Below are 22705 nucleotides of genomic sequence, written 5' to 3' on the forward strand. Positions count from 1 at the left end.
CGGTGCAGCAGATCAGCGGAATGTTCGCCGCGCCGCCTGCGCGGTCTTGCGGAGCTGCGAGGCCAGCGTGAGCCGGGACCTGGCGCGGCGTTGCGCGCTGGTCTCCGCGAGCCGGGCGGTGATGTGGCGCGCCGCGGCCTGCGGTGAGTGGAGCGCGACGAGGTCGGCCACCGCGCGGGCGCCGCGGGCGGCTGCTTCGTCCGGCTCAGCGATCACCTGACGCATCAGCTGGGCCGCCACATCGAGGTCCGGATCGGCCCAGATCCCGTCCGCCGGGTACGGCTCGGCGCCCGCGCCGATCGCCGTCGGCCGCCACGGGACCAGGAAGCTGTTCTGCTCGGTCATGAACTGGAGATTGCCGCTGTACCCGGTGGCGATGACGGGTTTGCCCCACGCCATGGCCTCGGCCATGGTCAGGCCAAGTCCCTCGGACCGGTGCAGCGAGACGTAGCAGGTGCACAGGGCGACGAGCGCGTCCCGGTCCTCGGCACTGAGGTAGTCCTCGAGGAGCAGGACGTCGGTGGAGCCGGCGACGCGGAGCCGGAGCCGTTCGGCCTGGTCGGGGCGCTGCGCGGCGTTGATCGACTTGATGACCAGGAGCGGGCCCTGCCCGGGGCGGAACGCCGCCTCGAAGGCGTCGACCAGCCCCCACGGGTTCTTGCGCTCCGCGGTGCTCAGGTAGTCGAACGTGAACAGGAAGTAGGGCCGGTCGGGCAGGCCCAGGTCGGCCCGGGTCCGGTCGGGGGCGGCCCGGGGCTGCGGCAACGGAGGCGTGATGGTGCGCACGGGGACCGGCGAGTGCGGCTCGACCGCGCGCCGGACGAAATCGGTGGCCACCCAGACCTCGTCGACGTGGCGGAAGCCTTCGTGCTGGGAGAGCGGGAAGTCCTCGACCTCCCAGTACCACATGCCGATCCGGTAGCTCGTGGTCAGCAGCGACGGCACGGACGCGGCGATCGTCGGCGTCATGTCGGCGTTGACGCAGAGCAGGGTCGTGTCGAACGGCGCGCCGACCTCGGCGGCGGCGTAGCGGGCGCCCTGCCGGCTCTGCAGATGGGCGTCGACGGACGCCGTGGCGTGGGGGATGCCCCCGGCCGCCAGCGCGGTCACCATCAGGCGCGCCGATTCGCCGACCCCGAGCTCGGCCCGCAGATAGCCGACGACGTTGACCCCGGATCGTGCGGGGCCCCGACGCGGGTGTGGCCGCGGGGTCGCCCCCTCGGGTCGGATCGCGGCCAGGGTGAGGTCGATGAGTGCGGTGCTGTAGGTGGGTTCGTGGCGTCCGTGGAGGTCCGCCCACTCGAGGAACGGGCCCACGTGCTCACCGGGCACTCCCGGGTAGGCAGCGAGGAGGTCGGGCCGGGACCGGTACACCGACGCGAGGTAGCGACCCAACCCGCCGTCACGGCCACCCGGCGTCGGCTGCACGAGCCAGGCGGCGAACTCCGCACTGCGGTTCGGGTCGACCGGGTCGGGCAGCGCCTCGAGGCAGGAGTCCTGGCTCTCGCTGAGCGCCGCACGGAACACGGCCCGCAGCTGGGGGTGTACCGCGGCACCCAGGGACGTCATGGGGGTCACGTCGGTCTGCGCGATCGCGACGGGATCCTCCCGAAGCTCGTTCGCGTGCTCGGCAGCGAGGAGCGCCAGGCCGGGGTGCTCGCTGAGCAGGACGCGGGGTGGTCGGGGGGAGCGCGGGTCCAGGAGCCACGGGGCCTGGGGATCGAGAACCGTGAGGTCGACGGCGACGGCTGCGGTGCCATCCACCGACAGCGCCCCGGCGGCATCGGTGCCGATCCGGGATGCGGGGCAGGTCCAGGCTGAGACGAGGAGCCCGGGGGAGTGGACCGCGAGGTGCGGCAGTGTGCTCGCCGCCAGATCGAGCCAGCGGTCGCCGGACGTGCTCGGGTCGGCGGCGAGCCGCTCCCAGAGGCTCAGGAAGGCCGTGGCGCGACGGCTCACCGCGATGAGCCCAGGAGCGTACGAGCCCGCGTCGAGCAGGTCGCTGGGGCCGGGCCACCGGTCGTCGGTCGGGAGGGTCTCGACGGCCCGGGAGAGCAGGGCGACCTGATGCTCGGCCGCGAGGTCGGCGAGCTCGGCCGGGTCGCGCAGGAGCACGACCCCTGCGCCCACGGCGATCGCCGTCGGCCCCGACTCGAGTGCGTGGCGGAGGATCGCGGGCTGCATCCAGCGCACCTGGCCCGCAGGATCGAGCAGGACGGACCGCACATGGTGCTCGTGCGCGGCGATCCCGAGGTCGTCGGGAGTGACGACCTGTTCGTCGCGGACGGGGACGTAGCTGTCGTCGAGGTCCAGGACATGGACGTTCACGGCGGGCGCGCAGGCGAACGCCGAGCGGACCGTCGCGCGTGCCCGGGCGTGCGTCGGTGAGGTGCTCACCACCGCGATCTGCACTCTGGCGTGACCTCTCACCGGATGGGGACGACGCCCTAGACGGACAGCAGTCGGACGAGGGTGGCCAGCAGCATGCCGGCTGCTCCCAGCGAGACGAGCCAGGTCGCCTCCCGGGTCTTGAGCAGCCCAGCGGTCAGCACTGCCACCACGGGGACCAGCGTGGCCGCGTACCGCCCCGGCGGCGGGACGTAGACCCCCTGACCGTAGAAGCTGACCAGCACGAAGATGGGGCCGCCGATGATGGCGGTCAGGAGCAGGGCCTGCGCATAGGACCGGGTCCGGATCGACGGGGTCCAGAAGAGCGCGGCGCCGACCAGGCCGGCGACGAAGAAGGTCCCGATCGCTCGTTCGGTGATCATCTGCAGCAGCCCGTTGCCGACGGAGACGCCGCTCGCACCGAGGGGGTACAGGAAGACCCCGATCTGCTCGATCATGCCGCGCAGCGGGAAGGCGTCGACGGCGAACCGCTCGCTCATCGGGGTCACCGCGTTGCCGTGGGCGAGCGCACCCTGGATCGCCATCGTCGCGCCCAGGACGACGACGGTCGTCACCGACACGACGATCCCCCCGAGGATCCAGGGGGCGACAGCCCGGTCATCTGCGTCGTGGGACGCGTCGCGGGGCAGATCGGACGACCGGCGTTCGACGAGCGCCCGCACGATCCGGATCACGAAGTACAGGCCGACCGCGAGCAGCAGCATGACGTTGGTCATCTTGATCAGGAGCGCGACGGCGACCACGAGCGCCAGGACGGGCCATCGGCGACGCGGCGCGCCTTCCCAGTACAGGCACGCCAGAAAGATGCCCGCGCCCACGGCGAAGCTCGCGGCGTCGGGAGTGATCGTGGCGGACGGGTAGAGCACCGAGGGAGCGCACGCGAACGCGATCAGGACCGCCGCGAGAGGCACCCGGTCGATCCCGAGCCGGCGACCGGACGCGTAGGCGAGCAGCAGCCCGACCGCGAGCCACAGACCGCCCACCAACCGGCCCGTCGTGACGAGGCTGCCGATCCCGGTGACGAGCTTGAGGGGCAGCGCGAACACCTTGGTCAGCGTGTAGTAGACCGGGGTGTTGATCGAGGCCGTGTTGTAGCCGAGCTCCTGGAACACGCGGGGGTTGTACACCGCGGTGGTCGAGCAGGCGGGGGTCACGAAGCCGGCCGAGTCGATGCCGCGGCAGGCCTCCTCGCGCATCGCGTCCTGGCCGACGCTGTCGCCGGGGGCGACGATCGCCGGGCTCTTGTACAGGTAGTCGATGTGCTGGAGCTCGTCGACCGGCCCGACCTTCGCGTACTCGGTGACGTGCAGCCCGACCAGGATGAACGCGACGAGCACCAGGACCGCGGGTGCGCTCCAGTGGCGAAGGGTGGTCGGGTCGATTCGCCGTCGGGTCCGGGTGCCCAGATCGGCATCCGGGACTTCGGCAACCTGCGGAACGACGCTGGACACGCAACCACCCTCTTCGAGCGTCGCCAAGGGGGACGGACGCGTTTCGGGCGGCAGTCTAGCCGAGCGAGCCGCTAGGACCCGGTCGCCTGGGCGTACGCGGCGGCCGTCAGCTCTGCGGCATGTGCCCAGGTGAACTGCAGGGACCGGTCGAGCGACGCGGCCGCGAGGCGGGCGTGCTCCGGCCCGCAGGCCGCGCGGATCCCCCGGGCGATGTCGGTCGGTGAGGTCGGCTCCACGAGGATCCCGGCGTCGTCGCCCGTGATCTCCCGCATGGAGGTTCCGACCGAGGTGATCACCGGCAGCCCGAACGACATCGCCTCCAGCACGGGCAGGCCGAACCCTTCCCAGAGCGACGGGAAGCAGAACGCCGTGGCGTGGCGGTAGGCGACGCGCAGGTCCGCGTTGCTCAGGCGGCCGAGGTGGTGGACGCGCGCCGCCCACGGCCGCCCGGCGAGCAGGTCCGTGATGCTCACGTCGCCCCAGCCGGGCTGGCCCACGAGGACGAGGTGCAGGTCGGGGTCGTCACCGGCCACCAGGCCGAAGGCCTCGAGCAGGTTGCTGACGTTCTTGCGGGGCTCGAGCGTGCCGCACCACAGGACGTACCTCGCGGGCAGGGTGAGGTCGTGGGGTGTCCCGGTCGGCTCGCCGACGGGGTGCACGCCGTGCGGAACGACGTGGATCCGGTCCGCCTCGATGCCGGCGGCGATGCAGTCCTCGGCGGTGGCCTGCGACGGCACGATGACCACGTCGGCCTCGGCCCGGGTCCGCTCCAGCGCACGCGTGAAGAACCTCACGCCCCGGGGCGTGAAGTGCGTGGGATCGCGCAGGAACGCCACGTCGTGCACGGTGACCACGAGCGGCCGACTGGTCCGGGGGATCGCCCAGGTGGTGGCATGGACGACGTCGAGCCCGTGGACGGTCCACTCGGGGCGGGGGAACGGTGCCCGGTTCCACAGGCGGTAGAGCGCCGCGCGGGGCAGGCCGAGGGACCGGACCGGGATCGACAGCGAGAAGTCGGCGCCCGGGGGCGAGCGATGGGGTGCGGCGAGACCGATCGGTTCGACCCCAGGGTGCGCCATCAGCGCCGCGGCGAGCTCGACGATGTACGTCGCCGACCCTCCCGGCACGCGCTGCCAGCACTGCTCGACGGTGAGTCCCACGCGCATCATCGGGTGCCGCCGTCCGGCACGAGGTAGCGGGCCACGACCTGGCGCGGAACTCGGGCGGCCCGGTCGACGGCGCGACGTCGACGCAGCGATCCCGGCAGCCGCGCCGCGACGTCGCGCAGGACCAGCAGCCGCCGCCGGCGGTCCGGCCCGAGGAGTGCGCGTCCGGCGGCCCGCGCGGTCCCTCGCCCGACGACGGGCCAGGGTGCATGCATGAGGGCCACCGAGAGGCGGTTGCGCTCGTTGTTGTCGAGGAAGACCGTCGATCGCTCACCCGACGACGCCGCGTGGTCGTGCACCGTGCGCGCCTCGTCGACGTGTCGCACGGACCAGCCCCCGCGGCGCAGGCGCCAGGACAGCTCGGAGTCCTCGTAGTAGACGAACAGGGTCTCGTCGAGCAGGCCGACGTCGTCGAGCGCGAGCCGGCGCAGGGCGGCGCACCCGCCGTTGAAGCCGAACACGTCCGCAGGGGCTCCGGGGCCGTCGGACGGTGCCAGCCAGTCGCGGTCCCGCCCGTTCCCGCTGACGGTGACCTCGTTCCCGGTGCTGTTGAGCAACGTCACGCCCGCCCCCGCGTCGACCCGGACCCACCGCTTCCCGGCGGCGGAGACCAGCGCGGCCGGATCGGTGGGGGCCGCCGGCTCGAACGCGCCACTGAGCTGCACCCTGCCGGTGGTCGCCCCCAGCCGCGGGCCGCCGCGCTCGGCGTCGGCGTCGGCCAGGAGCGGGGCGGTGATCGTCCGGACGAAGTCGGGATCGGCCGTGGCGTCGTTGTTCAGGAGCACGACGACCGGGGTGCTGGTCGCTCGGATCCCGGCGTTCACCGCGCAGGCAAAGCCGGTGTTGTGCCCGAGCTCGATCAATCGGGCATCACGGCGCAGGCGCAGCGCCTCGACGGAGCCGTCGGTCGAGCCGTTGTCGACCACGACCACCTCGAACCCCACCTCGTGGTTCTGCGCGAGGAGCGAGTCGAGGCAGCGCAGCGTCAGCTCACGGGCGTTCCACGACACGACGATGACGCTGGCGTCGACGCTCACACGTCCTCGGAATCGGGTGCCTCGACCGGTGGCGAGGCGGCCGGTGGCAGCAGGAGGAGGACGGCCTCGCGGTCGCGCCGCGCCTCCAGCCGCTGCAGGGCGATCTCCTGCGCGAGGGTCCGGGTCTCCTCCTCGAGGTTGGAGATCTCGGTGCTCAGCTGGATGCAGACCGCGAGCAGGACGACGATGGCGATCGCGAAGACGAGATTGGCCGGCGTGCGCACCCCCACGAGGCTCGACAACCAGAACGCCAGCTGCGGAAAGGCGCCGATCAGCAGGACTGCCACGGTCAGCACGATCCAGATCGCCGCGTACTTCTCCCGGATCCGGCGGGTTCGCAGCAGGTAGACCAGCGATCCCACGAGCAGCAGGCAGACGAGCACCACCGTGGCGTAGGCGCTCATGCGGTCACCTCGGGAGGCAGCGGTTCGGTCGGTCGGGACAGGGCGATGAAGAGTGCGAGGACCGCGCGGGCGAGAAAGACCGCGGCCTTGAACGGTCCGTGGGACGGCTGCCCGCCGGCTCGCGGCCGCATGGACACACCGACCTGCCGGATGGTCAGTCCTGCGCGCGACGCGATCACGAGCGACTCCACCGTGTCTCCGAGGTATTCCGCCGGGTAGTTGGAGGCGAACAGGCGGATCGCGCGGGTGTTGGTGGCCTTGAATCCCGACGTCGTGTCGGTCAGATGGGTCCGGGCCACGCGCGACAGGACTCGAGCGAGGAACTTCATGGACCACCAGCGTGGGCCGCGCGTGGTGTAGGTGCCCACACCGGCGAAGCGCGCTCCGATCACGACGTCCGCGCCGTCTCGCGCGATCGCATCGAGGAGCCGAGGGATGTCGGCCGGATCGTGCTGTCCGTCGGCGTCCAGCTGGACGGCGACGTCGTACTTCTGGCGCAGTGCGTACATGTAGCCGGCCCGCATCGCGCCGCCTACCCCGAGGTTGATCGGCAGATCGAGGACGCGTGCGCCGGCCGCCCAGGCGACCTCCGCCGTGCGGTCGCTGGATCCGTCGTTGACCACGAGCACATCGGCGCTGGGTACGCACCCGCGCAGCTCGGCGATGACCGCGGGGAGGGTCTCCTGCTCGTTCCAGGCGGGGAGGACCACAAGCAGCCGCTGGGGTCGGGCGGAGGGCATGGCTGGCACTCTACCGTCGGCTCCTCAGGGTGGAACGGATCCAGGCGGCGTGGACGACCGTCCCGGCGACGGGTCCGACGGCGAGGCTCGCGATGACGCGAACCTCCAGGCCACCGGGCATCAGCAGGACGGCGGCCGACAAAGCCGTGGCGGCCAGCCAGCCGACCGCGTACGCGCGGTGGCCGTCGAGCGCGAGGCACGCCGCGCCGGTCATCGTGAGCAGCGCGAGCATCGCCGCAGTCAGGGTCAGTGCACCCAGGACAGCCGGCTCGACCCGGTAGCCGTCCCCGAGGAGGGTCTCCATGAGCCACGGGCCCACGAGGGCTGCTGCGATGGCACCGACGACGCCGACGGCGCCGATCATGGTCGCGAGCCGCAGCAGCGGCCGGGCCCCCTCGTCGCGGTGGTTGACGAAGTGGGTGATCGCCACGCCCTGGTAGGCGTTGAGGGGGATGAGCAGCGGGGCCCGGGTCAGCTGGACCGCCAGGAGGAGAGGGGCCGCGACCGCGAACGCCTCCGGTGGCGTGGAGACCCGCAGCAGGACCGGAAAGCCGACCACGAGCGCGGCGCTCGAGGCGGCCCCGATCATCGCCTGCCGGCTCGAGGCGAGGAACGCCTGCCGGGTGGCCTCGGTCCGCTGGCCCCACGCGTCACGCACGTTCGAGGCGAGCGACATCAGGAGCCAGGTCGCCGCCGCGGCGGCCGTGGCGGCCTGCAGCCCGACCTCGGTGGCCCCGGCCACCGCGACGCCGGTCACGAGCGCGAGCCGCATGAGGGCCTCGGCGCCGACCAGGCGCGAGTAAACCGTCCAGCGGCCCCGCCCGGCGAGCGAACCGGCGACCGCACTGTGCCCGCCGAACGCGATGACGGCGAGCGCGATGAGCATCACCGCCACCACCGGTTGCGGGCCGAGGACCGTGCGACCCCAGATCGGCGACGTGATCGCGATGGCCGCCGCGAGGCAGGCGCCGACGAACAGACCGAGCGGGAGGACCCGTGTGCCGCTGCCCGCGGGGGCGCCGGTCGTCGGGCTCGCGGTCCGCGCGACGTGCACCGACCGGGTGACCTCGCTCTGGAGCCCGCCGAGGGTGCCGAACAGGAAGAACAGCAGGCCCCAGAAGACGAGGAACTCGGCGTTCTGGGCCTTGTCGAGCACGTTGGCTGCGATGACGAGCACGACGTACCCCGAGGCGGCCGCGACCAGTGAGGCCACCCCGACGCCGGTGGCGCTGCGCGCCGAGATGCCGGTCACCCGGTCCGCCGTGCCGCGGCGAGGTACGCGTCCTCGTGCGCAGCCACACAACGCGCCCAGGTGAACCTGCGCGCCTGGGCGAGCCCGAGCTGCTGGAGCTCGACGCTGCGCCGGCGTGCCTCGGTGACGGCCGCGGCGATCGCGGCCGGGTCCTGCGCGTCGAACAGGACGGCTGCCTCGCCGCACACCTCGGGGAGCGAACCGGCGTCCGACGCCGCGACCGGGCACCCCGAGGCCATGGCCTCGAGCGGGGGCAGGCCGAACCCCTCGTACAGGCTCGGAAACACCAGGCAGGCGGCTGAGCGGTACAGCTCCCGCAGCTCGGTGAGTGGCACCAGTCCGCGAACGTCGACCCAGTCCGGCAGCGAGCCGAGCGACTCCAGTCCGCCCCCGGTCAGCACCAGCCGGAGGGTCGGGTCGTCCACGCGGAGCAGGCGCACGGCCTCGACCAGACGTGCGTGGTTCTTGTGCGCCCAGCCGCGGGCCGGGTAGAAGAGGAAGTTGCTGCGTTCGCCGAGGTGGGGCGAGTACGCGGCTGCATCGACACCGAGGTGCGCGACCGTGATGCGCCCGGGGTCGATCCCGAGCCTCGCGACGATGCTCGCCTTCGCGAACTCGCTGATCGTGATGACGGCATCGGCCCGGCGGGCCGCGGCGTCGTAGTAGTGGCGCCGGTAGAGCCGTTCGGCGCGCGAGAACAGGTGGGGCAGGTCGAGGTGCTGCACATCGAGCAGGCTCTGCACGAAGGCGGCGCCCGACGGCGGGCGCGGCACGGGAGCGGTGAACGGGTAGTGCACGACCTCCGCGGTGCCCATCGCGCCCACGATGCCGCGTCGGTGTCGGGTGGCCTGTGCCAGCGTCCGCAGGCGATCGGCCGTGCCGGAGCCCCCTGTCACGGCCGGGACCACGTGCTCGGGGATGCCTTGACTGAATCCCGCGCCGATCGATGCCACGTGGGCCGTGGCGTCGATCCGGGCGGATCCGGCGAGCCCGCGGGTCAGCTCACGCGCATAGGTCTCGCTGCCTCCCATGCCTCCCGGGACCAGGGTGAGCATGGCGATCGCAACGCGGAGCCGCTCGATGCCGCCTCGCTCGGGCTGGTCCGGCACGCGGGTCTCTCTCTGCTCGGGTCGGCCGGGCTCCTGCGCGGCGCACCTAGTCTGGCCTATGCAGCCCATCCATCACTCCCCGCGGAGGTCCCCGACCCATGCCCCTCGACATCCTCTTGCCGTTCTGGGGTGACCCTGCGCTCCTGCGCGAGACCGTCGCGAGCGTGCTGGCCCAGCGCAATGACGACTGGGTCCTGACCGTCGTCGATGATGCCTACCCCGACGAGTCCGTGGCCGACTGGTTCCGGGACCTCGGTGACCCCCGGGTGACCTACGTCCGCAAGCCGGTCAACGAGGGCATCACCGCGAACTACCGCACCTGTGTCGGCCTCGCGACGCAGGAGGTCGTCGTCATCCTGGGGTGCGACGACGTGCTGCTCCCGAACTACGTCGACGTCGTGCTCGCCGCGCACGCGGCGTTCCCGGGTGCCGCCGTGATCCAGCCGGGCACCCGGATCATCGACGAGCACGGGGCGATCGTCGAGCCGATGGCCGACCGGATCAAGCAGCGCGTCGTCCGGCCGCGTGCCAAGGGGCCGCGCCTGCTCGCCGGTGAGCAGCTGGCGACGAGCCTGCTGCACGGGGACTGGCTGTACTGGCCCTCGCTCGCGTTTCGGCGCGAGGTGCTGGTGGCGACGGCCTTCCGGGACGACATGCCGCTGATCCAGGACCTCGCCATCGTGCTGGACGTCGTGGCTGCTGGGGGTTCGCTGCTGCTCGAACCGACCGTCTGCTTCCACTACCGCAGGCACGGTGCGAGTGCGTCGTCGGCCGCGCTGCTCGACGGACGACGGTTCGCGGGCGAGCGCGCGTACTTCGAGCTCGCCGCCGGGCAGGTCGCGGCACTCGGCTGGCGCCGGGCCGAGTGGGCCGCGCGGCTGCACATCACCTCCCGACTGCACGCGCTGATGTTGATCCCGCAGGTCGTGCGCAGGAACCCCGGACGGGTCGGCATGCTCGTGCGCCACGCCTTTGGTCCGACCCGCCCGTGAGAGACTGCCGCGAGCCCGCCCGCCCGGACGCTCAGCGCTGAAAGGAAGTCCAGTGACCGCAGCTGACCACCGGAGTGCCCCCACCTCGCGGGGCACCTGCCTCGTCACCGGCGGTGCAGGGTTCATCGGTACGGCGATGTCCGCCGGCCTCGTCGAGCGCTTCGACCGGGTCGTGGCACTCGACAACCTCCACCCGCAGATCCACCCGACGCCCGAGCGTCCGGCTGCGCTCGCGGCGCAGGTCGAGCTCGTCGTCGGCGACGTCACCGACCCCGACGCGTGGGACACGCTGCTCGCGGACGTGACCCCGGACGTCATCGTGCACCTCGCCGCCGAGACCGGCACCGGGCAGTCCCTGGCCGAGTCGACCCGGCACGCGATGACCAACGTGGTGGGAACGACCCAGATGCTCGATGCGCTCCTGCGCAACTCGGCCCTGCCTCGTCGCATCGTGCTGTGCAGCAGCCGTGCGGTGTACGGCGAGGGCGCGTGGCGCCGCGAGGACACCGGTGAGCTGTTCTACCCCGGGCAACGGACCGCGGAGATCCTCGAGCGGCACGAGTGGGACTTCGCCGGCGCCGAGCCGGTGGCGATGGCGGCGTCGACGACGACTCCGGCCCCGGTCAGCATCTACGGGGCGACGAAGCTCGCCCAGGAGGCTCTGCTCACGGCGTGGGCCCAGTCCTTCGGGGTCGAGCCGGTCGTCTTCCGGCTGCAGAACGTCTACGGCCCCGGGCAGTCCCTGATCAACCCGTACACCGGGATCATGTCGCTGTTCTGCCGGCTCGCGAAGGCCGGAGAGTCCATCCCGCTGTACGAGGACGGTGAGGTGCGGCGCGACTTCGTCCTGATCGACGATGTGGCCCGGGCCGTCGTGGCGGCGACGACGGCACCCGCGCCCGGACGGCTCCCGATCGACATCGGCTCGGGTGAGGACCAGACGATCGCGACCGCGGCGGGGCTCATCGCCGCGTACTACGGGGCACCGGCACCACACGTGACCGGGCAGTACCGGCAGGGCGACGTCCGACACGCCTGGGCGGACGTGAGCCACGCGGCCGAGGTGCTCGACTGGTCTCCCCAGTACTCCCTCGCCGAGGGCATCGAGCTGCTCGCGTCGTGGATCGACGCGGAGCAGGCGCGCTGACCTAGTTGTGCGTGCGGCGTGCCCGGCGCATCACCGGGCGCTCCACCAGCAGCCAGCTCGCCGTGGCGAGCGGCACCACGCAGGCGAGGGCGACGACGTCGTACGCGGCCAGGCCGAGCGTGTGGACGCCGGTGAGGATGAGGAGCTGCTGGACGGGGAACGCGTAGATGTAGACGCCGTAGGAGATGTCGTGGCGCTGGATCAGGCGCGGACACGGCACCACCGACGCCACCCAGAGCAGCAGGTAGGCGATGAACGGTGCGGTCAGCTGGGCGCCCCAGCCGTCGAAGAGCCAGATCGCACCGAGCACAGCGCCGACGCTGAGCGCGGCCCCGGCCCAGCGCAGCGGCAGCGTGCGGCGTAGCAGCTGGACCAGGGCGCCGCCGAGGAACAGCGGCAGGAGCTTGAGGAGCAGCTGGGCGTCGCCGTTTCCGCCGAGGAGAGGACCGGCGATGCGAGCCCAGGTGGCGTGCGCGACGACCGAGAGGACGAACGCGATCCCGATGCCCCACGGTGACCTGCGCACCCACCCGAACACAGCCAGACCGCCGACGATCAGGTAGCACAGGAACTCGTAGTAGAGGGTCCACAGCGAGCCGTTCCAGGCTCCGGGGTAGGGCACCTCACCGGGAGTCCCAGCGATCTCGTACGAGCTCACCCGCAGCATCGAGTTGCTGAAGATGAAGTTGAGCGGGGTGGTCGGCCCGGCGGTGAGGAACCCGTCCAGGGTGCCGTGCAGGTGCAGGTAGCCGATGGGGGCGAACACGACGGTCATCACGACGAGGCACACCAAGAAGGCGGGGAAGATGCGCGCGATCCGGTGCACGAGGTAGGTGCCGAGCGAACCGGACCACCGGCTGCCGGTGATGAGGTACCCGCTCACGGCGAAGAATCCGAACACCGCCCAGCCGCCGAGGTTCTCGCCGTCGATGTGCGGCCCCACGCCCTGACCGGAGATGTAGTACGCGTGGGCCACCAGGACGAGGCTGGCAAGCACGAGCCGGATGAGATTGAGGCTGTTCCGCCGGGGATCGAGCTGGTGGCCACGCCAGCGCCACAGGTCCGCTGCGGGAGCTCCTGCTGTGCGCGCCTCAGGAGTGGGCGTGACCTCCTGCTCGGTGGCGGCAGTCATCGGTCTTCTTCCGGTAGGCGGGTGCGGATCGAGGACCAGTGTGGTGCATCGCGCCGGGATGCTCCATGAGCTCCCCGTTCGCTGCCGGTCATTCCTTCACGTTGAGCTCGATCGGGTCGATAGGGGAGACGACGGCGAACGGCGCTGCCGCCTCTCGGTGCGGTGCCAGGTGCTCGCTGTCCCCACGGCACCAGGAGCCCCCATGCCTATGAGAACGCCCTTCGCACGTGCGCGCGTCGCGGTCGCCTCCCGACGGTCCCGCCTCGCCGCGGCCGCGGCCGCGACTGCTGTCCTCGTGGTGCTGACCGGGCAGACGGCCTCGGCGCAGACGGCGGAGCCGCTCGTGACCGTCACAGTGACGGGCACGGTGCAGAACGTCGTCGTCGACGACGACGTCGCGGGGGAGGATGCGGGAGCCGCGACCGAGGTCGAGACCTTCCTGGACGTGGAGGGCGAGCTGTTCGACCTTCCGGACGGGGCACCCGTGCCTCCGTCGCCCACCGGGCAGGGCGTCGTGGTCACGTTGCTCGCACCGGCCGGTGCGACCGGGGCCCAGGCCTTGGAGATGGCGGCCGACGACGTCCCGGCCACCGAGGCGCGAGTGGTCGAGGTCCTGCCGGTGGACGGCGGGACGAACGGTGCGTCGACCCTGGACGCGGTCGCCGACTCCTCGACCGGTGCCCACACGCTGACGGTCCTGCCGGTGTACTGGACCGCGCCCGACACCTCGACGAGCGCCCTCACGACCATGGCGACCCAGACGGCCGACTACTGGCGAGAGCAGTCCGCCGGTCGGCTGGACATCACGCACTCGACCCGCGCCTGGGCGGCGATCACCGATCCCGGCTCATGCAGCGCCGACGGGCTCAGCGCGATCTTCAACGCCGCGATGGCGGCCAATCCGTCCGTCCCGGCGCCGTCGCAGACCAACCACGTGCTCGTCTACTTCCCTCGGTACGCCTCGTGCGCATTCGCCGGGCGCGCCACGCTGCTCGGCGGGTACATCTGGGCCAACGGCTACACGTACACCGACGTCGCCGCGCACGAGCTCGGTCACAACCTCGGCCTCGGGCACGCCAACACGCTCACCTGCACCTCGGGTGGCGCGCGGGTGTCGCTGTCCGGCTCGTGCAGCTCGACCGAGTACGCGGACAACGCGGACGTGATGGGCATCGCCCGGAACCAGGCGACCGGCAACCTCAACACGGCCATGGCGGACTACCTCGGCTACGCCTCCCTGACGACTGTCGGGTCCAGCTCACCGGCGCTCAGCATCGACCTGGCGCCGCTCGCGCAGGTGTCCGCCGTCCGTGGTGCGAAGATCGCCGTGCCGGGCGGGACGGTGTACGTCGACTTCCGGCCCGCCACCGGCCGCGATGTGCGCATGCCGACCTGGGCGGGCGTCCAAGCGCACCTGCGCACGACGGACGGGTGGGGTATCCCCACGAGCTATCTGCTCGACATGCGGCCGACCCTGTCCTCGCCGTTCACCTCGCCGGCGCTCGCCCCGGGGGTGACCTGGCTCGTGCCGGACACCGGCCTGGCCATCTCCGTGTCCTCGGTCGGCGGCACCGCGCGCCTCGAGATCGGCTCCAGCGGCGCGCTCGAGCAGTACGTCACGCATGTCTACCGGGACCTCTTCGGCCGGACGCCGGACCCGGCCGGCCTGACGAACTGGGCCGCGGCCCTCCGCGCCGGAACTCCCCGCGTGACGGTGGCCAACGCGATCACGTACTCGGCCGAGTACCGCGGCGGCCTGATCCACGCGTCCTACGGCCTGTACCTCGGCCGCACGCCCGAAGCGGCCGGCCTGGAGAACTGGCTCCTGCAGATGAACCGGGGCATCACGATCCAGCAGATGGAGGGTGGCTTCCTGGCCTCGCAGGAGTACTTCGACCAGTCGGGCGGAAGCGACGCCGAGTGGATCCGGCGGCTCTACAGCCACGTGCTCGGGCGCACTGCCGCCCCCGCCGAGGTGAACTTCTGGCTCTCGTACGTCGGCGCGTCCGGGGGTAGCCGGTTCCAGGTGGCGATGGGCTTTCTCACCTCGACAGAGCGCCTCACGACGATCGTGAACACGCAGTACCAGCACCTGCTCGGACGCAGCCTCGACCAGGGTGGGGCACAGACCTGGGTCGGCGCGATCCAGTCGGGTGTGCGCCTCGAGGCCGTCATCGGCGGGATCATCTCGAGCGAGGAGTACTTCGCCCGTCCCTAGCGCATCGCCCGCTCCCTGGCGCACCGCCCGCTCGAACCGGCGGCGGTGGCCACCGTCGGGGCGCGGGCGCTTACGCTACCGACCGTGCGAATCCTTCTCGACGCGACCGCCGTCCCCTCCGATCGTGGCGGCGTCGGCCGCTACGTGGACGAGCTGCTGCCTGCTCTTGCGCGCCAGGGCGTCGATCTCGTGGTGGCGTGCCAGGCCCGGGATGCTGCGGCGACGTCCGCGCTCGTGCCCACGGCAGAGATCGTCACCGCGCCGGCGCTCACGGCGCGTCGACCGGTGCGGATGGCCTGGGAGCAGGTGGGTCTGCCGCGTCTGGTCCGCTCGAGCCGCGCGCAGGTGCTCCACAGCCCGCACTACACCATGCCGCGCCTCGCAGGGGTGCCCGTCGTCGTCACGCTGCACGACGCGACCTTCTTCAGCCATCCCGACCTGCATCACCCGGTGAAGGCGCGCTTCTTCCGGTCTGCGATCCGCACCGCGGTCCGCCACGCGGCCGGGCTGGTGGTGCCCTCCGAGGCGACCCGGGACGAGGTCCGCCGGTTCGCCGGCGGGCGCGTAGACCAGTTCCAGGTCGCCTATCACGGGGTCGACGCGAACGTCTTCCATGTCGTCGACGCGGCCGCCCAGGGGCGGGTCCGGGAGTCTCTCGGGCTCGGCGACCGGCCCTACGTCGGGTTTCTCGGCACCCTCGAGCCGCGCAAGAACGTACCCGCGCTGATCCGCGCCTGGGTGCGCGCGGTCGAGGGGACCGTCGACCCGCCCGCACTGGTCCTCGTGGGCGGCCGCGGCTGGGACACCGGCGTCGACCCGGCGATCGCGGCGGTCCCGGCCGGCCTGACGGTCCTACGACCCGGGTACCTCCCGCTCGGCGACCTTCCGGGGTTCCTCTCGGGAGCGCGGGTGCTCGCCTACCCGAGCCTTGGGGAGGGTTTCGGGCTGCCGGTGCTCGAGGCGATGGCGTGCGGCGCCGCCGTGCTGACCACCCGTGAGCTGTCCCTGCCCGAGGTGGGCGGAGCCGCTGTCGCCTACTGCGGGACCGACGAGGCGAGCATCGCCGCCGGGCTCGGCGCGTTGTTGGCCGACGATGCTCGGCGCGCCGAGCTGTCCGCGGCCGCGATCGCGCGGGCGGCCGCGTTCACCTGGGACGCCGCGGCGGCCGTCCACGTCGCCGCCTACGCATCGGCCCGGCGGCGCGCCTGAGCGAGGGCCGAGGTCAGGGACGCATCGACGCCAGGTACGACGCGACCTGGTCGTAGTGCGGCAGCAGGTCCTGCGCGATCGCCTCCGCGAGGGTCGGTGCGGCGAGGTCCTTCTCGGAGAGCTGCGGGGTCATCGGGCTGCCGTCGCGGGCCGTCGTCGGCCATTCGATCGCGATCTGCTCGTCGAGCGGGTGGATGCCGTGCTCGCGTCCGGGGGAGTAGCCCGTGGAGCACAGGTAGAGCACCGTCGAGTCGTCCTCGAGCGACATGAACGCGTGACCGAGTCCCTCGCTGAGGTAGATCGCGCGCCGGTCGACGTCGTCGAGCAGCACCGTGTCCCACCGGCCGAACGTCGGGGAGCCGACCCGGACGTCGACGACGACGTCGAGCACGGCACCCTTCGCGCACGTGACGTACTTGGCCTGGCCCGGGGGCACATCGGCGAAGTGGATGCCGCGCAGGACCCCGGCCGCGGAGACCGAGCAGTTGGCCTGCTGCAGATCGAACCGGTGCCCGATCGCCTCGGCCAGCGGACCACCCTGGAAGAACTCGAGGAAGACCCCGCGTGGGTCGCCGTGCTGCTTCGGGGTGATCTCCCACGCTCCGGGGACCGTGAGCTCGCGGAACGTCATGGGGGCCTCTCGATTCGGCGGGTTGAGCCGGGCCAGCCTAGCGGCCGCAGCCGAAGGAGCGCCGTTCGAGGGTGAGCGTCAGGCTCGTGCTGGATGCCGGGTACTGCGGGCTCGTCTAGGAGTTCTGGACTCTCCCGTAGTACTCCTCGCTGGCGACGATGCCTCCGATGATGTCTTCGGACCGGGCTCCGTGCTGGATCGCGCTGACCCAACCCTGCTGCCCCGTCGGATCGATCGTGCGACCGAGCAGGTGGAGGTAGTAGCCGTTCACCACCGACGAAAGGCGTTCCGTTGAGATGACAAAGCCGATCGACACCGACTGCCGACTCGTTCCGCCGGCAAGCACGTTTGTCCACCCCCCGACCTCGGGCTCGTTCGCTTCGCGCCCGAGCACGTCGCGGTAGAGCTGTCGCACCCATCCCGAGTCAGAACCGCCAGCCCGGTCGTAGTACTCCTGCGACCCGATGAACCCGGACTCGAGCGCTTGGATAGTCAGACCACGAGCCATCCCGTCGAGCCAGGCGTTCATACCTGGGACGTCCGCAGCCCTACCAAGGAAGGCTTGGTAGGCACCGCTCACGAGCCCGCTTCGGTACTCGGTCGAGTAGGTGATCGCGTTCGCGACGGTGACCCGCGGGGTACCGCTGGTGAGAGAAAGGCTCCACCCCGACAAGCCTGCAGGGTCAGGACTGCGCCCGAAGAGGTCCTGGTACACGCGGGTCACATACCGTCGCGTCGTCGCATCGCTCGGGAGCGCGACCCCGGTCCACCAGGAGCTCCGCACGTTGGCGCCGGCCCAGCTGAGCGAGACGTGGACATGGTCCGTGTGGGGGCTCGCGCCGGTGTAGGCCCGCCACCCCGCGTTCGAGCTCGAGTTGCTCCAGATCTGCCGGTTCCAGATCACATACATGACGCCGAGCCGGCGGGCGTTGTAGCCCACCTTGTCGTCCGGACCAGGGGCGGTGAGCCAGTTGACGAACTGGTCGCCGGCGGCCTTCTCAGCCGGGTTGGCGACGTTCACGCCCCAGTCCAGCGCGCGGCCCTCCTTGTGCTCGCTGGTTCCGCCGACGCCGCAGGCCCGGCCGATCTCCGAGGCGCGTCCGCCGTAGTAGCCGACCGCCATGTTCAGGACGTACTGCGCCCCGGGCTTCACGCTCGGGTCGCAGGTGCTCTGGGCCTGGTATGACGCGTAGGCATCGATCGGGCTCGGCGCGGTGGCCGGTGACGTGGGGCCGGGCGGCAGCGTCGCCGCCTGAGCCGGCGCTGCCCCGACGCCCACGAGGGCCAGTGCCAGGGCGAGGACCGCGACGCGCAGGGGGCGTACGAGGATTGACCGCATGAGACTCCGAACGCGCTGGGCGTGCATGGCGTGAGGCGGCTCGCGGACTGCGACGTGTGCCGCGGCGAGCCACTCACACGACCCATCGACCGGCCCGGAGGGAAACTGAGGGACCAGCGCCCCGCGCGGGCCGCGCGACACACCTACACTTGCGCGGTCATTCGGTCGAACAGGAGAACAAGTCCATGCGTTGGTTGGTCGTCGGTGCGAGCGGGATGCTCGGTCAGGATGTCGTGGCGATGCTCCGCGGACGCGGCGAGAGCGTGCGGACGGCCGACCGCAGCGGGCCGGGCGTGACCGACTCCCTCGACATCACCGATGCGCAGGCCTGCCTCGCCGTGATGGCCGACGTCGATGTGGTCGTCAACTGTGCCGCCTACACCGCCGTCGACGAGGCCGAGTCCCATGAGGCGCTGGCCTTCACCGTGAACGCAGTCGGCGCCGGCAACCTCGCCCGCGCTGCCCACCGGGTGGGTGCGCGCATCGTGCACATCTCGACCGACTACGTGTTCGGCGGCGCTGCGACGACCCCTTACCCCGAGGACGGGGCGCTCGCCCCGCGCTCCGCGTACGGCCGGACCAAGGGTGCGGGGGAGTGGGCAGTGCGCGCTGAGTGCCCGGACCACCTCGTGGTGCGGACGGCGTGGTTGTACGGCGCCGGCGGCGCCTGCTTCCCGAAGACGATCGCCCGGGTCGCCACCGAGCGCGGCGGGCTCGACGTGATCGACGACCAGGTCGGCCAGCCCACCTGGACGAGCGACCTGGCTGACCTCATCGGCCGGCTCGTCGCGGCGAAGGCCCCGAGCGGGATCTATCACGGGACGTCGTCGGGGCAGGTCTCCTGGAACGGATTCGCCCGCGCGATCGTCGCCGTCGTCGGCCTCGATCCGCAGATCGTGCGCCCGACGACGACCGCGGCCTTCGTGCGCCCCGCGTCCCGGCCCGCGTACTCCGTGCTCGGGCACGACGCGCTCGAGGCCATCGGGATCACGCCCATCGGTGACTGGTCCGAGCGCTGGGCTGTCGCGTCGGGAGCGGTGCTCGGCGCGCGCTGATCCGCGAACGCCCGGACCTGACCTGCCCCCGGGGCGCAGGTCAGGCGTCTTCGAGCAGTCCGAGCAGGTACGTGCCGTAGCCGGACTTGACCAGCTTCTCGGCCCGCTGACGCAGCCCGTCGTCGGACAGGAAGCCCCGGCGCCACGCGATCTCCTCGGGCGAGCCGATCTTCAGGCCCTGGCGGTGCTCGACGGTGCGGACGTAGTCCGAGGCCTCGATCAACGAGTCGAACGTGCCCGTGTCGAGCCAGGCGGTGCCGCGCGGGAGGACCTCGACCTGCAGGCGACCCTGCTCGAGGTAGACCCGGTTGACGTCGGTGATCTCGTACTCGCCGCGGGCGGACGGCTTGAGGTCGCGGGCGATCGCGATGACGTCGTTGTCGTAGAAGTACAGGCCGGGGACGGCGTACTTGCTCTTCGGCTTGGCCGGCTTCTCCTCGAGCGACAGGGCCGTGCCGGCCTCGTCGAACTCGACGACGCCGTAGCTCGTCGGGTCGGCGACGCGGTACGCGAAGATGGCCGCCCCCTCGACGTCCTGGAACCGCTGCAGGCGCGTCCCCAGGCCGGGGCCGTAGAAGATGTTGTCGCCGAGGACCAGGGCTGCGGTCTCGCCGCCGACGAAGTCCGCGCCGAGCACGAAGGCCTGGGCCAGGCCGTTGGGTTCGGCCTGCACGGTGTAGCTGATCGAGATCCCGAACTGCGACCCGTCGCCGAGCAACCGGTGGAACTGCTCGGCGTCGTGCGGGGTCGTGATGATCAGGACATCGCTGATCCCCGCTGCGATCAGCGTCGACAGCGGGTAGTAGATCATCGGCTTGTCGTACACCGGCACGAGCTGCTTGCTGACACCCATGGTGATCGGGTGGAGCCTGGTGCCGGACCCGCCGGCCAAGATTATTCCGCGCATGGTCCCCTAGTGTGGCCTACCGGCGCCCTGCCCCATCCCACGCGGAATTGTCGAGGACTGACGTGATCCGGCTCATCAACCCGAACCAGCCCTACGCGTGGGGATCGGTGACGGCGATACCGGGCCTGCTCGGGATGCCAGTGACATCGCAGCCCGTGGCGGAGTCGTGGATGGGTGCGCACCCGAGCGCTCCGTCCCGCGTGGCGACGGGTGACGGCGAGGTGGGTCTGGACGCCCTCATCGCCGACGACGCCGACGTCGTGCTGGGTGCCGATGTCGTCGCCCGGTTCGGTCCGGCGCTCCCGTACCTGCTCAAGCTGCTCGCGGCCGAGGGGCCGCTCTCGCTCCAGGTGCACCCGCAGCTCGAGCAGGCTCGCAAGGGGCACGCCGCGGAGGAGGCCGCCGGGGTCCCGGTGGACGCACCGCACCGCAACTACCGCGACACGAACCACAAGCCGGAGCTCGTCTTCGCACTCACCCCGTTCGAGGCGATCTGCGGGTTCCGCGCACCCCGACGCGCCGCTGAGATCCTCGCCGGCCTTGACGCACCCCTCGCTCAACGGCTCTACCGCGTTCTCGCCGCCGATCCGACCTCGGAAGGGATCAGGGCGGTGTTCACGCAGCTCCTGGAGCCGGCGGCGCGGCCCACCCCTGCCGAGGTGCTCGAGGTCGCCCAGGCCTGTGCCGCGCGGCTGGCCGACGGGTCGACATCGCCGCGCGCCGACCGCATCGTGATCTCGCTGGCCGAGGCCTACCCGGGGGATCCGGGCGTCGTGACGTCCCTCCTGCTGAACCCCGTGACCCTTCAGCCGGGTGACGCGATGTTCATCCCCGCGGGCGGCGTGCACGCCTACCTTCGCGGCTTCGCCGTGGAGGTGATGGCCAGCTCCGACAACGTCCTGCGCGCCGGGCTCACTCCCAAGCACATCGACGTCGAGGAGCTCCTGCGCAGCATCGACTACGTCGCGGCGCCCCCGATCCGGATCGCACCGGAGGTCCTGCACGGCTCTACCCGGGTGTTCTACGCCCCCGTCGACGATTTCGAGCTCTCGGTCACCGAGATCGCCGACGACGCGAGGCACCCCGTCCCCGGGCGTGGTCCCCGAATCCTGTTGTGCCTCGAGGGTGAGCTGGACTTCTCCTGGGGCGGCGATGACGGCCCCGCAACCCTGACGCTCCGTCGCGGTCAGAGCGCGTTCGCCCCCGCGTCCGACGGGCCGCTCACCGTGAGAGGCAACGGAACCGTCGTGCAGGCCGACGTCCCGTAGCGCACGCCGATCGGCTCACGCCTCCGCCGTCACCCGCTCGCTGCCGACCAACCGCTCCCGGCGCGCGGGATCCCCGTCGAGAGCGACCGCGACCGCGGCGTCGAGCAGCACCGCGGACCCGTCTCGGGCGAGCATCCCGAGCACCGCCCGCAACACCCCGACGACATCGCCCGTCCGGTCCGCGCCGCTCGCCAGCAGCGTCCTGGCGCCCTCGGGGGCCCGAACCCCGTCGCCGGCCCAGCCCACCAGCGCACCGTGCAGCACGCCGTCGGCGGACGCGACGGCCACCTCGCCTGCGTCGACCTCCGGCGCCCACCCGATCTGGTCCCCGTACGTCATCACCGCCGAGGCCGCGTCGACCGCCCCCGCCGGCAGCTCCCCGTCGAACCGCCGCGCGAGCCCCGGCAGCGCCACGGCCACGAGCTGGTCGACCGCGGGGTACGCCTCCGGCCGATCGGTGACCACCACGTCGGCAGCAGAGACCCCGTCGCCGACCACCACGCACGCCCCGCAGCGCCACGCCGCCAGCGCCCAGACCACCGTCCGCCAGTGCGCGGGCAGGTCGAGCCCGACCTGCACCCCGGGGCCGGCGTCGAACTCCTCCACGAGGAGGTTCGTCGTCTTCGAGACCCAGTTGGCGAGCACGGCGCCGGACAGCTCGATCCGTTCGCCATCCGGGCCATACCAGGTCAAACGGGGACGGCCCGGATCGCGGGTCACGAGAGCGAGGACGTCGGCTACGGAGGTGGGCTGTTTCACCTGATCAGACTAGGCGTGCACAACCCTCTCAAATCGCTCGCACTTACCACCCGACCGCTTGACTTACGCGAACGACACGCGTGTAATTCTCCTATTGCGTTTTCCCTCCCCTACGCGAGCTGGAGGCACCACATGTGGAATCTGCTCGGCGCGGATGGACCCTTCCCGTCGGATCACGATCGCGCCGTTGGCGTCGCGCCCGTGCTTCCGCTGTTCGGCATGCCCGCTGACGACACTGCCGCCGGCTGGCAGGAGCGCGCGCTGTGTGCCCAGACCGATCCCGAGGCGTTCTTCCCTGAGAAGGGCGGCTCGACCCGCGAGGCCAAGAAGGTCTGTACCGGCTGTGACGTGCGTGGCGAGTGCCTCGAGTACGCCCTCGAGCACGACGAGCGGTTCGGCATCTGGGGCGGACTGTCCGAGCGGGAACGGCGCAAGCTCAAGCGCCGGGTCGTCTGACGCGTCCCCTCGTGGGGCGCTGAC

At 71.8% G+C, this 22705-nt stretch carries 20 protein-coding genes; 7 read left to right on the forward strand and 13 right to left on the reverse strand.

Annotated features, from left to right (window positions below; genetic code table 11):
• Positions 1-12: 12 nt before the first annotated feature.
• From EUA98_RS08800 to EUA98_RS08835, 8 genes are all read right to left on the reverse strand, one after another.
• On the reverse strand, positions 13-2397 hold the full coding sequence (locus EUA98_RS08800; RefSeq protein WP_130102306.1) for a glycosyltransferase: 2385 nt from the start codon (positions 2395-2397) through the stop codon (positions 13-15).
• A gap of 50 nt (positions 2398-2447) precedes the next feature.
• Positions 2448-3860, reverse strand: coding sequence for a glycosyltransferase family 39 protein (locus EUA98_RS08805; RefSeq protein WP_130102307.1), 1413 nt, complete (start codon positions 3858-3860; stop codon positions 2448-2450).
• Between the two features lie 71 nt (positions 3861-3931).
• On the reverse strand, positions 3932-5026 hold the full coding sequence (locus EUA98_RS08810; RefSeq protein WP_242511363.1) for a glycosyltransferase family 4 protein: 1095 nt from the start codon (positions 5024-5026) through the stop codon (positions 3932-3934).
• Positions 5026-6063: a glycosyltransferase family 2 protein gene (locus tag EUA98_RS08815; RefSeq protein ID WP_165372773.1), complete on the reverse strand. Its 1038-nt coding sequence runs from the start codon at positions 6061-6063 to the stop codon at positions 5026-5028. Before EUA98_RS08815 ends, EUA98_RS08810 begins: the two co-directional genes overlap by 1 nt.
• Positions 6060-6467 (reverse strand): DUF2304 domain-containing protein, encoded by a 408-nt coding sequence (locus EUA98_RS08820; protein ID WP_130102310.1) that lies wholly within the window; start codon positions 6465-6467, stop codon positions 6060-6062. Before EUA98_RS08820 ends, EUA98_RS08815 begins: the two co-directional genes overlap by 4 nt.
• Positions 6464-7207 carry a glycosyltransferase family 2 protein gene (locus EUA98_RS08825; RefSeq protein WP_130102311.1) on the reverse strand — a complete coding sequence of 248 codons (744 nt, stop codon included), beginning with the start codon at positions 7205-7207 and terminating at the stop codon, positions 6464-6466. The genes EUA98_RS08820 and EUA98_RS08825 overlap by 4 nt, the downstream gene beginning before the upstream one ends.
• Before the next feature lie 10 nt (positions 7208-7217).
• Entirely contained in the window at positions 7218-8459 is a 1242-nt protein-coding gene (locus EUA98_RS08830) for a polysaccharide biosynthesis protein (protein WP_130102312.1), read from the reverse strand.
• Positions 8456-9568: a glycosyltransferase family 4 protein gene (locus EUA98_RS08835; RefSeq protein ID WP_165372774.1), complete on the reverse strand. Its 1113-nt coding sequence runs from the start codon at positions 9566-9568 to the stop codon at positions 8456-8458. Before EUA98_RS08835 ends, EUA98_RS08830 begins: the two co-directional genes overlap by 4 nt.
• Positions 9569-9666: 98 nt before the next feature.
• Between EUA98_RS08835 and EUA98_RS08840 the strand changes: the two genes are divergently transcribed.
• Complete coding sequence (locus tag EUA98_RS08840; RefSeq protein WP_130102314.1) at positions 9667-10560, forward strand: glycosyltransferase family 2 protein; 894 nt, start codon at positions 9667-9669, stop codon at positions 10558-10560.
• A gap of 52 nt (positions 10561-10612) precedes the next feature.
• Complete coding sequence (locus EUA98_RS08845) at positions 10613-11707, forward strand: NAD-dependent epimerase/dehydratase family protein (RefSeq protein ID WP_242511360.1); 1095 nt, start codon at positions 10613-10615, stop codon at positions 11705-11707.
• 1 nt (position 11708) lies between these two features.
• On the opposite strand, the gene EUA98_RS08850 is transcribed toward EUA98_RS08845, so the two are convergent.
• A complete protein-coding gene (locus EUA98_RS08850; RefSeq protein WP_130102315.1) occupies positions 11709-12839 on the reverse strand; it encodes an acyltransferase family protein in 1131 nt (376 codons plus the stop codon).
• A 208-nt stretch (positions 12840-13047) separates the two neighbouring features.
• On the opposite strand from EUA98_RS08850, the gene EUA98_RS08855 reads away from it, so the two are divergent.
• Together EUA98_RS08855 and EUA98_RS08860 are read left to right on the forward strand one after the other, a co-directional pair.
• Positions 13048-15057, forward strand: coding sequence for a DUF4214 domain-containing protein (locus EUA98_RS08855; RefSeq protein WP_165372775.1), 2010 nt, complete (start codon positions 13048-13050; stop codon positions 15055-15057).
• Between the two features lie 84 nt (positions 15058-15141).
• Positions 15142-16266 carry a glycosyltransferase family 4 protein gene (locus EUA98_RS08860; protein ID WP_130102317.1) on the forward strand — a complete coding sequence of 375 codons (1125 nt, stop codon included), beginning with the start codon at positions 15142-15144 and terminating at the stop codon, positions 16264-16266.
• A gap of 13 nt (positions 16267-16279) precedes the next feature.
• Here EUA98_RS08860 and EUA98_RS08865 read toward each other — a convergent pair whose 3' ends face one another.
• A complete protein-coding gene (locus tag EUA98_RS08865; RefSeq protein WP_130102318.1) occupies positions 16280-16897 on the reverse strand; it encodes a dTDP-4-dehydrorhamnose 3,5-epimerase family protein in 618 nt (205 codons plus the stop codon).
• Between the two features lie 115 nt (positions 16898-17012).
• Positions 17013-18236 (reverse strand): DUF4214 domain-containing protein, encoded by a 1224-nt coding sequence (locus tag EUA98_RS08870; protein WP_130102319.1) that lies wholly within the window; start codon positions 18234-18236, stop codon positions 17013-17015.
• A gap of 185 nt (positions 18237-18421) precedes the next feature.
• Between EUA98_RS08870 and rfbD the strand changes: the two genes are divergently transcribed.
• The gene (gene rfbD / locus EUA98_RS08875; protein WP_130102320.1) at positions 18422-19291 is read left to right on the forward strand and encodes a dTDP-4-dehydrorhamnose reductase; all 870 of its coding nucleotides are present in this window, start codon (positions 18422-18424) and stop codon (positions 19289-19291) included.
• 40 nt (positions 19292-19331) lie between these two features.
• Here the strand turns inward: rfbD and rfbA are convergent, their stop codons facing one another.
• On the reverse strand, positions 19332-20198 hold the full coding sequence (gene rfbA / locus EUA98_RS08880; protein WP_130102321.1) for a glucose-1-phosphate thymidylyltransferase RfbA: 867 nt from the start codon (positions 20196-20198) through the stop codon (positions 19332-19334).
• 62 nt (positions 20199-20260) lie between these two features.
• On the opposite strand from rfbA, the gene manA reads away from it, so the two are divergent.
• Positions 20261-21466: a mannose-6-phosphate isomerase, class I gene (gene manA, locus EUA98_RS08885; protein WP_434063488.1), complete on the forward strand. Its 1206-nt coding sequence runs from the start codon at positions 20261-20263 to the stop codon at positions 21464-21466.
• A 15-nt stretch (positions 21467-21481) separates the two neighbouring features.
• Here the strand turns inward: manA and EUA98_RS08890 are convergent, their stop codons facing one another.
• The gene (locus EUA98_RS08890; RefSeq protein ID WP_130102322.1) at positions 21482-22225 is read right to left on the reverse strand and encodes a TIGR03089 family protein; all 744 of its coding nucleotides are present in this window, start codon (positions 22223-22225) and stop codon (positions 21482-21484) included.
• Between the two features lie 219 nt (positions 22226-22444).
• Between EUA98_RS08890 and EUA98_RS08895 the strand changes: the two genes are divergently transcribed.
• Positions 22445-22681 (forward strand): WhiB family transcriptional regulator, encoded by a 237-nt coding sequence (locus tag EUA98_RS08895; RefSeq protein ID WP_242511361.1) that lies wholly within the window; start codon positions 22445-22447, stop codon positions 22679-22681.
• Positions 22682-22705: the final 24 nt, after the last annotated feature.

The sequence above is a fragment of the Pengzhenrongella frigida genome (assembly GCF_004168625.1).
GTDB lineage: Bacteria > Actinomycetota > Actinomycetes > Actinomycetales > Cellulomonadaceae > Pengzhenrongella > Pengzhenrongella frigida.